This window comes from Pedobacter sp. GW460-11-11-14-TSB4 (assembly GCF_059423705.1).
The window spans coordinates 68,229-81,386 of sequence record NZ_JBWKYI010000026.1; the positions used below are offsets into that span (position 1 = coordinate 68,229).

Sequence of the window (13,158 nt, forward strand, 5' to 3'; positions counted from 1 at the left end):
GGTTAATTGTTTAAGCTGGTTAACTGTTTAGTTGGCTTCAACTTCTGCTATGCCAATCAATCTTCGGTCTTCGGACCCCTGACCTCCGACTTTTTCTCTTAGTCTTCCGACCTCCGACTCCGGACCTCCGACCTTTCTAACCTTTCTCAAACTTTTTATCCAGTTCTGCCAAAGTAATGGTTTGGATAATCGGTTTACCACTCACGCTAAAGTTAGGCGTTTTACAGGCAAAAAGTTCATCAATCAAGGTATTCATTTCTTCCTGGCCAAGGCTCGTTCCTGCTTTAATGGCACTGTTTTTTGCTAAACTCCTGGCAAGGCTGTCGCGTTTGCTTAGTTTTAATTCTTGTTGTGAGTTTTTAAAGCCCTCAATCAATTGTTCAAATAACTGTGTTTCGTTAATGTTACTGCTGCCCAGGTCAACAGGAACACCTTCTACTACCAACGTATTTTTCCCAAATTCCCGTACATCAAAGCCTAAACTTTTTATATCATCCAGTAAACTTTTAGCCAGTTCAAAATCGTTGGCATTAAGTGTAATGGTTTGAGGAAATAAACTCTGCTGCGATGCACCTTTGCGGTCATCCAGATGTACGAGAAAACGTTCGTAAAGGATCCGCTCATGTGCCATTTGCTGGTCAATTACCATTAATCCCGACTTAATCTGCGAAACAATATAACGGTTGTGCAATTGCATGTACTGCTTTTGCTTGGTTTCTAAAACAGTTTCATCCGCATAAATAGAGGTTTGCTCTACAATAGGCTGTTCTGTTATTTCGTAAAGCGAGCCCCAGTTTTTAGCACTTGGTTTGGCTTCATAATTTCTCGGTGAAGTAGCATAACCAGATGTAGAACTGCTATCGCTGGCAAAAGGATTAAAATCTGGATTAAAATTAATGCTCGGTGGTACAATATCTTCAACCGCTTTATGGGTAATCATATTGCTAAAGCCAGTTTCCTGATCAAAATCTAAGGTTGGTGCAATGTTATACCGGCCAATGGAACGTTTTACGGCCGATTTCATGATGGCATAAATCGACTTTTCGTCCAGATATTTAATCTCTGTTTTAGTAGGATGTACGTTTACATCGATTTTCGACGGATCGATCTCAATAAACAGTACATAGAGTGGATAACTATCATCAGGCAGTAACTCTTCAAAAGCAGAGCTTACCGCATGGTTCAAATAAGGATCTTTAATGAAGCGGTTATTCACAAAAAAGAACTGTTCGCCCCTGGTTTTCTTTGCAAAAGCAGGCTTGCCAATATATCCTTTTAGGTTAATAATGGTCGTTTCCTCTTCAACAGGAACCAAACGTTCGTTATAATTATTGCCAAAAAGGTGGACAATGCGCTGTTTTAAATTGCCTTTTGGCAGGTTAAAAATCTCGGTTCCATCATGGTGCAGACTAAAAAACACCCCCGGATGTGCCAGGGCTACCCGTTGAAATTCATCCAGAATATGGCGCATTTCAACCGGATTACTTTTAAGAAAGTTTCTTCTGGCTGGCGTATTAAAAAATAGGTTTTTAATCGAAATCTGTGTTCCCGGGGAAGTAGCTACGGGTTCCTGATTGGTTACCTGTGCACCTTCTATTGAAATGCAGGTACCAATTTCGTCTTCATGCCTGCGGGTTTTCATTTCTACCTGCGAAATGGCCGCAATAGAAGCCATGGCCTCACCACGGAAACCCATAGTGCGGATGGCAAATAAATCTTCTGCTTTTTTTACTTTCGAGGTGGCGTGGCGTTCGAAACACATTCTGGCATCGGTAACGCTCATTCCACAGCCGTTATCTATAATCTGAATCAGTGCCTTACCGGCATCTTTTACTACCAGTTGAATTTTATCTGCGCCGGCATCTATCGAATTTTCGAGCAATTCCTTTACCGCTGAGGCAGGTCGTTGAACAACTTCTCCGGCAGCAATTTGATTGGCAACAGCATCAGGCAATAAGTGAATAATATCAGTCATGTATTATGGCAAAGTGAATTCGCTAAATTATGCAAAATAAGCTTAAAGAACCCGATTTGTTTAAAACTCAACATGTAAATGACTGTAGCTAAATAGAATTAATTGCCTGGCAGGCTTGTTTTTCTTGAGTTGTCATGCGGAGTGCCGTAAAGAATCTGTTTGAGAACGAATTAATTGCTTATACTTCAGTTTCTTATTTTCTTTTTTTGAAAAGCAGGTTCCGGTGCCAGTCGGTTCGGGTAGTCCCGCTGTCCGCTAATTCCGATGAAGGATCGGAACCGCTTCCATCGGGTTTATTTCACTTGAGCCAGTCATTACAAACGCAGTAATCAATCATCCAGGTTACGAAGAGTCGTCCTCCTGAACTTGTTTCAGGATCTATTACGCAAAAATGTTGTTATTGAGGTTGTCTGTGAAGCACAGGCCAAGGCGTAAATTAAAAATCCATGCTTTCCGTGTTTCCGTGGCAAAAAAAATAAGAGAACGAAAGCTGTACTTTCGGTGCTTCTGTGGCAAGAAACCAAGAAAATAAAATCCATGCATTCTGTGTTTCCGAGCCAAAAAATTCTACCCTCTGTAAAACCGAATTTACAAATCCAAATGCTTTCAATTTTCTATCTTTATCGATATGAAATCCATTTTATACAGCCTTTTTTTTGTTCTGCTGCTCAGCTCCTGTAACCAAAAGGAAAAAGTTGATGTAATTGTCTATCACGCAAAAGTGTATACCGTTAACAATACATTTGATACGGTTGAAGCTTTCGCTATAAAAGAGGGCAAAATTTTGGCGTTGGGTAAAAGTGAGGATATCAGGGCCAGATTTGCGGGCAAAGAAGAAATTAATGCAGACGGTAAGGCTATTTATCCCGGTTTTATAGATGCACATGCCCATTTTTATGGCTATGGACAAAGTTTGCAAACAGCCGATTTAAGGGAAACAAAATCCTGGGATGAAGTGCTTGCCCGCTTAACTGATTTTGCTAAAACGCACCCCGATGGCTGGTTAATCGGTAATGGCTGGGACCAAAACGATTGGGACAATAAAGCCTTCCCGACAAATGAAAAACTAACGGCACTTTTTCCAGATCGCCCGGTATTCTTAAACCGTATCGATGGGCATGCGGCCATTGCCAACCAAAAAGCCTTGGATGATGCCGGTATTAAAGGCGAGCAGAAATTGGAAGGTGGCGATATGTTTACCCAAAATGGAAAGCTCACCGGTGTTTTAATTGATAATGCCGTAGCTTTAGTAGAACGTAAAATTCCTTCACCAGACGCTAAACTAGCCGAAAAAATATTTATAGATGCGCAGAAAAACTGCTTTGCTGCTGGTTTAACCACCATTGACGATTGCGGCTTAAGTTATCTGGCGGTCGACTTTATCGAAAAACTGCAGAAAGAGAATAAACTCAAAATGCGGCTCTATGTAATGCTTTCGGATGAACCCGATAATTATAAATACCTGTTTAGCCGCGGGCCGATTAAAACCGACCGATTGAATGTTCGGGCATTTAAAGTTTATGCCGACGGTGCTTTAGGTTCGCGCGGGGCTTGCCTGTTGCATCCATATAGCGATATGCCCAATAAAACGGGTTTTTTGCTGAGCAATCAAAAACATTTCGAAGAAGTAGCCACAAAAATTGCTGCCAATCATTTCCAGATGTGCACCCATGCCATTGGCGATTCGGCGAATCGGGTAATCCTGAATATTTACAATAAAATTTTAAAAGGCAAAAACGATCAGCGCTGGCGGATTGAACATGCCCAGGTTGTGAATGCGAACGATTTTGATCTTTTTGGAAAGGCGAGTATTGTGCCTTCGGTACAGCCTACGCATGCCACTTCTGATATGTACTGGGCCGGACAGCGTTTAGGTACTGAAAGATTAAAAAGTGCTTATGCGTACAAACAATTATTAAAACAAAATGGTTGGATTCCTTTAGGTACCGATTTTCCGGTCGAAAACATTAATCCATTATTAACGTTTTATGCAGCAACAGTGAGAGAAGATGCAAAAGGTTTCCCTAAAGGAGGCTTCCAGATGGAAAATGCCTTAACACCCGAAGAAGCTTTACGTGGAATGACCATCTGGGCAGCAAAAGCCAATTTTGAAGAACATGAAAAGGGCAGTTTGGAGAAAGGCAAATTAGCCGATTTTGTAATACTCGACCACGATATTTTGAAATCAACACCACAAAACATATTAAAAACCAAAGTTTTAAAAACCTACCTGAACGGAGAAAAAGTATATGAAGCGAAATAGATTGTGTATCCTGGCTGTAGCATTTTGCTGCAATATTTTATGTTTAATGGCTTGCGCACAGGAGCATACAGCGAATGAGAAAAAACTGGCTATTGCTAATGCCATAGCCAATACAACCGTGTTGTTAAACAATCAGGAGGGCATTATTCCTTTAAAATCATTGGAGAAAAAGAATATTGCTTCGGTTAGTCTGAGCTTTGCTTATAGTACCGTGTTCGATAGTTTGGCCAATAAATATGGTAAAATCACTTCATTTTCTGCCGATTCTTATAAAGATAGTGTGAACCTGAACGATTTAGAAGATGATCTTAAATATTTTAATACCATTCTAATTACCATTGATGATCAAAATGTAAGCAAAGCGAAATACATCAATTTCATCAACAGTATCAGCAAAAATAAACAGGTAATCATTTCTTTTTTTGGTAACGGACCTGGTTTAAAATCATTCGATTTATTAAAATCGCCAATTGTATGGACAGGTCAAAACAATATGGATGCTGCAGCCATTGTTCCGCAGTATATTTTTGGTGGAATTGCCGCTTCAAATAAATTAACTACAGCTTACTCGGCGCGTTATACCATGGGCTTGGGTTTTACAACAACCGCCACCCGCTTAAAATACACCGTGCCTGAAGATGCGGGTTTAAATTCGAATAACTTAAAAGAGATTGATGCTATTGCTGCCGAAGCGATAGCGCAAAAAGCAACACCCGGACTGGTGGTCTTGGTTGCCAAAGATGGTAAAGTCATCTTTAATAAAGCTTACGGTACCCATACCTACGATACCCATGTGCCTGATCAGGTAACCGATATTTTCGATCTGGCTTCGGTAACCAAGGTAACCGCAACTACCCCTGCGGTAATGCGTTTGTTTGAAGAAGGAAAGCTGAAACTGGATACCAATATTGGCGCTTATATCCCGAAAGCGCGTACTACACCCATGAACAATATTCAGGTGCGTGAAGTGATGTTGCACCAGGCAGGTTTTATCCCTTACATTCCTTTTCATGATTATGTAAAAACAGGCGATTACAGCAGGGATTCATCTGCGGCTTATCCAACCAAAGTGGCCGATAACTATTATATCAAAAAAGGCTTTTTCAAAGACTTTATGTGGCCAAAGATGCTCAATTCGCCGATTAAAACCCGTGGTAAATATGTGTACAGCGATATCAGCATGTATGTGATGAAAGATATTGTTGAACACATTAGCGAAGAACCTTTAAACCAATATACCTACGAAAACTTTTATAAGCCATTGGGTATGCAAACCGCAGGTTTTTTACCACGTAACCGTTTTAAACCGGAGCAGATCATACCGACAGAAGATGATAAGTATTTCAGAAAAACTTTGCTAGTGGGTTATGTTCATGATCAGGGCGCAGCTTTGGCCGGTGGTGTATCTGGTCATGCCGGTTTATTTGCCAGTGCTAACGATCTGGCTATTATTTATCAGATGCTTTTAAACCGCGGTACTTATGGTGGTGTAACATATTTCAAAAATTCAACGGTAGATATGTTTACGTCGAAACAATCGAATGTAAGCCGCAGGGGTTTAGGTTTCGATCGCTGGGATCCGGATACGACCAAACATTATCCTTCAGAGCTGGCTTCTCCTCAAACTTATGGTCATACAGGTTATACCGGAACCTGCGTTTGGGTCGATCCATCAAGAGGTTTGGTATATGTGTTTTTATCAAACCGTGTTAATCCCACCGTTACCGATAAGTTATCGAACTTAAAAATTAGAGGCAGGATTGAGGATGTAGTAAACAAAGCTATTGACGAGTCGAAGAAATAGAATGTTATAGTAAGGATGGAGCAGATTTAATTATTATTTGTAATTTCAGTACCTAAACCTAAAACAGAATACTGATGATAAAATGTATCAAAACTATAGCTTTTTTGCTGCTTTTTTTGGGACTTAAAACAACCGTAAATGCACAGCAGATTAAAGACGGAGAAACTGTAAATTTAAATGGAATTGCGGTAACCTATACCGTTGTAAATAAGGAAAAGTTAACCATAAAAGATCAGGATTTCGACCGCTATAAAGTTTTGGCTTCTGTGAAAAACAATACAGGCAAATCTTTTAACATCCGTTTGGCCAGTTCGCTGGATTTATCAGCCATCGGCAATTCAAAAATTATTGAGCTGGATTGCATTAACGCAACAGGAGCAAGGTTAACTTCTAAAAAGGTTCAGGTTGGTATGAAAAGCCATTTAATAAACGTTACCTATTATACCAAAGATAAAGACGGAAAAATGATCAGCGCGATAATGCCGGTTACCGCAGGTTATTATTTCGATGAAGGGCAAGCGATAGAAAATGACGCCATTTTTATAGTACCTGCGGGTGAAACACCACAGGTTTCTGTACGGAGTTTGCTGAAAAATTAATAGGGTTTGTCAACTTTAATGTTCTCAGGTGACTTAGGTGGTCAAACAATAAAGCAATTGATTTTAAAAATTGACCATTAAGAAATGGAGGGCATAAAGATAGATTTCAGGGTTTAATTGAGAGGTCATAACAATTTAGCTGATTCAAATGGCCCGCCCTTTTTAAATCGTTAATCTTTAGGTCTATAATAAGCATCAAAAAGTTTATTTCTAAATTTATAGTCTGGGTCGTATTTTTTCTTTAGTTTAAAAAATGCTTCTGCATTCGGATAGCCTTTTGAAAACTGTGATTGAGTAGCCTGTATTTGGTAGGGAAGATAGTAGGTGCCCTTTTCAGATAAAGATGCATCAATCAAAGCTCTTGTCCATTTGGTTACTTTTACTTTTTCTGCATCAGATACTTCCTGCTTATAATAAATTACGAATGCAAAAACTTCTTCCTTAGCCCAGGCGAGGTACGATCCAGAATCCTTATTCGCATGCCTTACTGAAATATTGATTACATTTACATCATTATCTTTTAGCACTTTGACCATCTTTGGATAAAAGGACTCAAAATGATTTATTGGTGTAAAATATTCTTGTAAAACATAGGTTGCTTTTTTTCTTGAATTGGGTTCTAGATCCTTTACATCGTAGGTAGCTTCATAATTTCTCCACTCAACAACTTTACCTGTATAATGTATGGGGTCTATCAGGTGTTGTCTTAGCCACTTTCCAAAATCAGAACTGGCTACAACTTTCATTGCAAATCTTTTCAGCCCAAAGTTTTTGTCGTTTGGTTTTAAGCGCTCGGTTACAGTTAATTTCTTTTCGGTTTTGGTATAAGTAACCGCCCTAACTTTGGTGTAATTATTGGGATATATATCTGCATTATGAAATACAAATTGAGGCTTATTTCTAATGGTAGAAAAGAAAAACTGCTTGTAAGCAGCGATATCCATCAAAGTGTCTTTTCGCTGAATTTTATAATTCTCTGTTAGTAATAAGGTTACTTCGGTGATTACGCCAATTCCGCCGTAGCCACCTATAGCTGCATAAAAAACCTTGCTATTAACCGTTGGACTTGCGGTGATGAAACTTCCGTCAGCTAAAACAATCTTAAAACTTTTAACTGATAAAATTACTGGTCCCTGTCCAACATAACGGCCATGAACATTAACACTGAGCGAACCGCCAACCGTGAAATTTGCGTAAGTCTGCATAATTTTAACCGATAAATCATAGTGATCTATAAACTGAATTATTTCACGCCATCTTATTCCTGCCTGAACTGTAATTTCCTTTCTTTCTTTTGAGAAACTTAATATTCGATTTAACTTTCTCATATCAATTTGCAAAGCATTTTCTGTGGCCGTTTGCCCACCTTGACTAAATTGGCCTCCCCCTATGCAGATCGGTCCATTCTGGGTTTTAACTGCTTTAATAATTTCAGCGGAAGTTTGTGGCGTAATTATTTTAGCAACTTTTATAGGATTTAGTTGTGTAACATCGTTTACTGTGTTTTTTTGTGCAACTGGTTGATCAGTATGACAAGCAAAAAGTAAAGAGATGAGAATTAGAAAAATGCTGAGAGCTGTACGTTTCATGGTAGTCAGGTGTTTTTTCTATGTTTATAAACAAATGAAAGAGGTGTTAACTTTAATAGCCAATCTGCCAGAAAGTTGACAACTCTTTCACCTAAAAATTGATTACCAACTTATAAATTACTGTTTTAAGCTCCTCCGTATCACGGTCTTCACATAAGAGAAAAGTGGTGTTATGCTCGTCCTGGCTTAATAAAGTAATGCCTTCGAATTTATGTTGATCAGAGATTTTATTGCTAAAGTTTAACTTTAAGGTTGGCAGGTTAATACTGCCAACAAAACTGCCCAGAATTTCGCCATCGGCATAAGTCGATTTGGTGTCTTCAGCAGTAGCAATGAAAAATATTTCATTTTTAACCCGTGTTGCATCCGTAAAAGATGATTCCACATGATCAATATTGGGGAGTTTAAAACTGTTAAATTTAATTTGGTTGGTGTCGGTTAAATCTGCTCCAGGGATTTTAAATATGCCATTCTTTGCATTGATCCCGTTGCCACGGTTAAAAAGCAGCCACTCCTTACCCGTAAAAATTGCCCCTTCGAGGTTCAAATTCTGATCATCTATTTCAGCAATAGCTTTAAGTCTGGTGTAGGTTTCGGTCAGGTCTTTCTGAATAACTTTTTGAGTTTTCAGGTCGAATTCGATCATCAGGTTTCTTTTTGGAGTTGAACCAGAACCTAAAAGGTATAATTTATCATCGTGCTGACAAAGGATTTCGAAATCGGGTTTTAATGATTTAGGAATGTTTTCCAGCTGCTTTAGTCCTGTGTTAAATAATACCTGGATCTTGCGAAGCTGTTTGGTTTTAATGTTGTATGCATTTAAATAAGCACTGTTATCGCCTATAATGTAAAGCAAATTTCCACTTGCGAATAACCCTGAGGCAGAGCCAATTCCCTCAATTTTGGCGAAGATATCTAATCGTGTTGTATACATATTATGATAAATAAAAAAAGCAAATTAGCTCTTCTCAACCCATTTTAACCCCTAAACTTTCGTTAGGTTCTGTTAGAGATTTCTGAAAGCATATGACCAGAAAGCCAAATTATTTGGGGTAAATTAAGCGAAAAATGTGTAAGATTACACAAATAATATTACATATGATTTTGCCTAAAAAGACTATTTTATTTTTATTAATTTTTCTACCCCAAGTTTTGTTGGCGCAAAATATGCTTTCTGGAAAAATAATTGATAATGATAGCGGTAAGGCAGTTGCGGGAGCAAATATCTATATTAACAATACCACAATTGGTCGTATGTCAAATGAGGAAGGTTTTTTTTCGTTTGATAATATCCCTTTAGGCACGCAGGAACTTGTGATTACATTTGTTGGATATGAAACAATATCTTATTCATTTTCTTCATCTCAATTGCCATTAAAACTCGATTTTAAGTTAAAACAGAAAACACAAGAGCTTGATGAAGTTAAAATAGGTGCTGATTATATTGTTCTGGATTCAAGAAATCCAAAAAACTGGCAGAAATTTAAAGACGGTTTTTTAGGGGTAACACCATATTCAGATCAATGTGTCATACAGAATAAAGAAGATATTGAGTTGAGGTATATCAAGGAAACTCGTGGGATGAAGGCCGTTGCTAAGAGACCGATCGTTATTTTAAATAAAGCCTTAGGATATATTGTCGAATATGATTTGCAAAATTTTGAACTTTCATCCTTAGGAAGGAGCCTTGTCGGAAAATCTTTTTTTAGGGAATTAAACGATAAAGAATTGTCAGATAAGAAGACGAAATTAAGAAATGCATCTTACTATGGCTCTATGATTCATTTTCTTAGATCGGTTTATAGTAACACCATCAGTACGGAAGGTTTTGAAGTGCGTAGTATTACTCGAAGCAAGAATACTGAGAAAGCAAGGGTATTGAAAATTATAGCGCAATTAGATTATGCAAGGAAAAGCGAATTTATTGTTAATAAAAACAGCACAGCGCTTGGCGATTCTTCTGCCTATTATAAAAAAATTTTCAATGAGCCTGATAACTTTGAAACGCTATCAATTAATTTGCTTAATTCCGATGATTTTAAAACGGTAAATAGCAGCGGAAATACCATATTTAAAACAAAAGATACACTACTGTCAGTAACTTTCACAAAACCGATAGATGCTGACATATATCGTTCTGTGAAAAATAACCTGTATCCTAACAAATTTCAGGACCATAGGGATAAAAATATATATGAAGTTAATAAATCGATTGTTGAATTAAAACGTAAAGAAGTAATCATTAACCCTAAAGTTAACGGGATTTCAAAAGGGCTTAGGCTCACTGGTTTTTTTTCATCTATTTATGGGATTTCAACTTTGTTACCTGACGATTATGAACCTTAATCAATATTGGTAGGGAATAAAGATTTGTTACGTATAAATCTAAATAACAAAAAAGCACCGGTTTTTTAACCGATGCCTTTAAATTTTCTATTTGTGATTTGCCAGAACTCCAAACTGAGAACTCCCAAGCCCAACTACTTTTTCAATCCAATTTCTCTTAATCTTTCATCTAAATATTCTCCTGCGGTCATATCGCTATAAGCTTTAGGATGTTCAGCATCAATGGTTGATGGTAAACTGGTTAAGTCCATATCGCTACGTGGATGTAAGAAAAATGGAACCGAAAAGCGTGAAGTTTTCATTAGTTCACGAGGAGGGTTTACCACCCTGTGTGTCGTCGATTTTAATTTATTGTTGGTTAAACGCTGTAACATATCGCCCACATTCACTACAATATCGGTATGGTGTGCTTTAATTGGTAACCACTCATTACTGCGGGTTAATACTTCTAAACCATCTGCACTGGCACCGATTAACAAGGTGATTAGGTTAATGTCTTCATGTGCGCCTGCACGAACTGCATCATCAGGAATGGTTTCAGGATTTTCGATCGGGAAGTAGTGGATGCCTCTCAAAATCGAATTTCCGTTATGAACATGTTTGTCGAAATAATTGATGGGTAATTCTAAATAGGTTGCAATGGCACGTAATAAATGTGTTCCGTTTTCTTCCAGTTTTTTATAAATGTCGCCGGTTACCTGGTTAAATTCAGGTAATTCCTCCAAAATTTCGTTATCAGGGTATTCATTTTTAACCGGATCGCCATCAGTTACTTCCTGTCCGATTTGCCAGAATTCTTTTAAATCTGGAGTTTTAGCGCCTTTAGCGGTTTCTTTACCGGCACTGGTATAACCGCGCTGGCCTGCCAATTCTGGTTTCTCGTATTTCCTTTTGGTTTCAACAGGTAACGAAAAGGCCGCTTTAATGTTTTCGTAAAGTTTATCAATTAATTCCTGACTTAAACCATGGTTGGTGATGGTAACAAAACCCGAATCGTTAAATGCACGGCCCAATTCATCCGAAAACTTTTTGCGGTCTTCTGCTGAACCATTGATGTAAGAGCCTAAATCTAAACAAGGAATATACGGTGTAGACATAATTTTATATTTAATGTTATACGAATTTAAAAAGAATTGTTAATAACTGCATTTCGGCTGGATCTTAAGTATTTAATGAATTAATATACAGGTTTTTAAGTTATTAACAAAATTGCAAAATCCAGGTGATATTCGATTGTCACACTAAATCCATTATAATTTAAATGCAAACTACAGTTTATTTAATTTCGTATAATTAAATGGAAATAACATAAACAAGCTGTAAGGTAAATGGGGTATTTGCGACTAATAAAATAAAAACACACATGAAACCATCATGATTTGCATTTTGCAAGTAATAGAGCAAAAAAATCATGATAGCCTCATTACAGGTAAAAATAAATAAACACAAAATGAGAAAAATAATTTTAGTTCTGTTAGCAGTACTGGCCCTTAACCAGGCTAATGCACAAGGGAAAAAGACGGAAAAGGCTACTTTCGGTATGGGCTGCTTTTGGTGCACCGAAGCTATATTTCAGCGGTTAAAAGGTGTCGTGTCGGTAAAATCGGGTTACGAAGGCGGTACATTAACCAATCCAACTTACGAAGAAGTATGCACCGGTGCTACCGGTCATGCAGAAGTTTTAGAAATAACCTACAATCCACTGGTGATTTCTTATGATGACTTGTTAGAAGTTTTTTGGAAAAGCCATGACCCAACTACATTAAACCGCCAGGGGGCAGATAGTGGTACACAATATCGCTCGGTAGTTTTTTACCATTCAGCAGAACAAAAAGCTTTGGCCGAAAAATACAAGGCAGAATTGAATAAAACCAATGCCTATGGCAAGAAAGTGGTAACCGCTATAGAAGCGGCCAAACCTTTTTATGTCGCCGAAAATTATCACCAGAATTATTTCAATAAAAATGGAAGTGAACCGTATTGCAGGTTGGTGATCCAGCCAAAAATAGAGAAACTGGAAAAGATATTTAAAGCGAAGCTTAAAAACTGATAAGCGTGGTTGACTAGCCCTGCAATAAACATTGCAGGGCTTTTTGTTATCTTAGGAATTTAAACTTCTGTTTATGGTAAAAAGAATAGTGCTTAATATCGATACTCAAAAAATTGCAGAAGCAGCAAGTTTTTACAAGGATGTATTGGGGCTGGATTTAATGATGGATCACGGCTGGATTGCAACCTATGGCGCTGCTGGCCAAAAAATGGATGTACAGATCAGTTTTGCCGCTGAAGGTGGATCAGGTACCCCAACACCAGATCTATCCATTGAAGTTGAAAATGTTGATGATATCTTGAAGAAGGTTAAGGCCGCCGGGTTTCCTGTCGAATACGGTCCGGCTGATGAGCCATGGGGCGTCAGGCGATTCTATACCCGAGATCCATTTGGTAAATTGGTTAATATTTTAAGTCACTACTGAGATCTAATTTATTGCCTAAAGGTCAATAAATGCATAGGTAATTTTAAGTAGGTGATACCTCTCTGGATATCGTCATTCCCAACTCGATTGGGAATCTTAATACAATAA

General features: G+C 38.0%; 10 protein-coding genes. 6 read left to right on the plus strand and 4 right to left on the minus strand.

Annotated elements, in window-relative coordinates; all coding sequences use genetic code 11:
• Positions 1-136: 136 nt before the first annotated feature.
• Positions 137-1,975 carry a DNA mismatch repair endonuclease MutL gene (gene mutL, locus AC07YT_RS20305; protein WP_086547788.1) on the minus strand — a complete coding sequence of 613 codons (1,839 nt, stop codon included), beginning with the start codon at positions 1,973-1,975 and terminating at the stop codon, positions 137-139.
• 628 nt (positions 1,976-2,603) lie between these two features.
• Between mutL and AC07YT_RS20310 the strand changes: the two genes are divergently transcribed.
• The 3 genes from AC07YT_RS20310 to AC07YT_RS20320 all read left to right on the plus strand — a co-directional run bounded on the left by AC07YT_RS20310 (position 2,604) and on the right by AC07YT_RS20320 (position 6,641).
• Complete coding sequence (locus AC07YT_RS20310) at positions 2,604-4,238, plus strand: amidohydrolase (protein ID WP_086547787.1); 1,635 nt, start codon at positions 2,604-2,606, stop codon at positions 4,236-4,238.
• The gene (locus tag AC07YT_RS20315) at positions 4,225-6,042 is read left to right on the plus strand and encodes a serine hydrolase domain-containing protein (RefSeq protein WP_086547786.1); all 1,818 of its coding nucleotides are present in this window, start codon (positions 4,225-4,227) and stop codon (positions 6,040-6,042) included. Before AC07YT_RS20310 ends, AC07YT_RS20315 begins: the two co-directional genes overlap by 14 nt.
• Positions 6,043-6,116: 74 nt before the next feature.
• Positions 6,117-6,641: a hypothetical protein gene (locus tag AC07YT_RS20320; protein WP_086547785.1), complete on the plus strand. Its 525-nt coding sequence runs from the start codon at positions 6,117-6,119 to the stop codon at positions 6,639-6,641.
• Between the two features lie 170 nt (positions 6,642-6,811).
• Here AC07YT_RS20320 and AC07YT_RS20325 read toward each other — a convergent pair whose 3' ends face one another.
• Positions 6,812-8,230, minus strand: coding sequence for an FAD-binding protein (locus AC07YT_RS20325; protein ID WP_086547784.1), 1,419 nt, complete (start codon positions 8,228-8,230; stop codon positions 6,812-6,814).
• Between the two features lie 91 nt (positions 8,231-8,321).
• A complete protein-coding gene (locus AC07YT_RS20330; RefSeq protein ID WP_086547783.1) occupies positions 8,322-9,164 on the minus strand; it encodes a DUF6929 family protein in 843 nt (280 codons plus the stop codon).
• Between the two features lie 164 nt (positions 9,165-9,328).
• Here AC07YT_RS20330 and AC07YT_RS20335 point away from each other — a divergent pair, with 164 nt between their 5' ends.
• On the plus strand, positions 9,329-10,576 hold the full coding sequence (locus tag AC07YT_RS20335; protein ID WP_494945498.1) for a carboxypeptidase-like regulatory domain-containing protein: 1,248 nt from the start codon (positions 9,329-9,331) through the stop codon (positions 10,574-10,576).
• A 134-nt stretch (positions 10,577-10,710) separates the two neighbouring features.
• Here AC07YT_RS20335 and AC07YT_RS20340 read toward each other — a convergent pair whose 3' ends face one another.
• A complete protein-coding gene (locus AC07YT_RS20340; RefSeq protein WP_086547781.1) occupies positions 10,711-11,673 on the minus strand; it encodes an isopenicillin N synthase family dioxygenase in 963 nt (320 codons plus the stop codon).
• 353 nt (positions 11,674-12,026) lie between these two features.
• On the opposite strand from AC07YT_RS20340, the gene msrA reads away from it, so the two are divergent.
• Positions 12,027-12,626 (plus strand): peptide-methionine (S)-S-oxide reductase MsrA, encoded by a 600-nt coding sequence (gene msrA, locus AC07YT_RS20345; protein WP_494945499.1) that lies wholly within the window; start codon positions 12,027-12,029, stop codon positions 12,624-12,626.
• Between the two features lie 73 nt (positions 12,627-12,699).
• On the plus strand, positions 12,700-13,050 hold the full coding sequence (locus AC07YT_RS20350; RefSeq protein ID WP_086547779.1) for a VOC family protein: 351 nt from the start codon (positions 12,700-12,702) through the stop codon (positions 13,048-13,050).
• Positions 13,051-13,158: the final 108 nt, after the last annotated feature.

Coding starts and splice junctions, on each gene's coding strand:
- AC07YT_RS20320 (WP_086547785.1), top strand. CDS start 6,117: ATGATAAAATGTATCAAAACTATAGCTTTTTTGCTGCTTTTTTTGGGA.
- AC07YT_RS20310 (WP_086547787.1), top strand. CDS start 2,604: ATGAAATCCATTTTATACAGCCTTTTTTTTGTTCTGCTGCTCAGCTCC.
- AC07YT_RS20340 (WP_086547781.1), bottom strand. CDS start 11,673: ATGTCTACACCGTATATTCCTTGTTTAGATTTAGGCTCTTACATCAAT.
- msrA (WP_494945499.1), top strand. CDS start 12,027: ATGAGAAAAATAATTTTAGTTCTGTTAGCAGTACTGGCCCTTAACCAG.
- AC07YT_RS20325 (WP_086547784.1), bottom strand. CDS start 8,230: ATGAAACGTACAGCTCTCAGCATTTTTCTAATTCTCATCTCTTTACTT.
- mutL (WP_086547788.1), bottom strand. CDS start 1,975: ATGACTGATATTATTCACTTATTGCCTGATGCTGTTGCCAATCAAATT.
- AC07YT_RS20335 (WP_494945498.1), top strand. CDS start 9,329: ATGATTTTGCCTAAAAAGACTATTTTATTTTTATTAATTTTTCTACCC.
- AC07YT_RS20350 (WP_086547779.1), top strand. CDS start 12,700: ATGGTAAAAAGAATAGTGCTTAATATCGATACTCAAAAAATTGCAGAA.
- AC07YT_RS20330 (WP_086547783.1), bottom strand. CDS start 9,164: ATGTATACAACACGATTAGATATCTTCGCCAAAATTGAGGGAATTGGC.
- AC07YT_RS20315 (WP_086547786.1), top strand. CDS start 4,225: ATGAAGCGAAATAGATTGTGTATCCTGGCTGTAGCATTTTGCTGCAAT.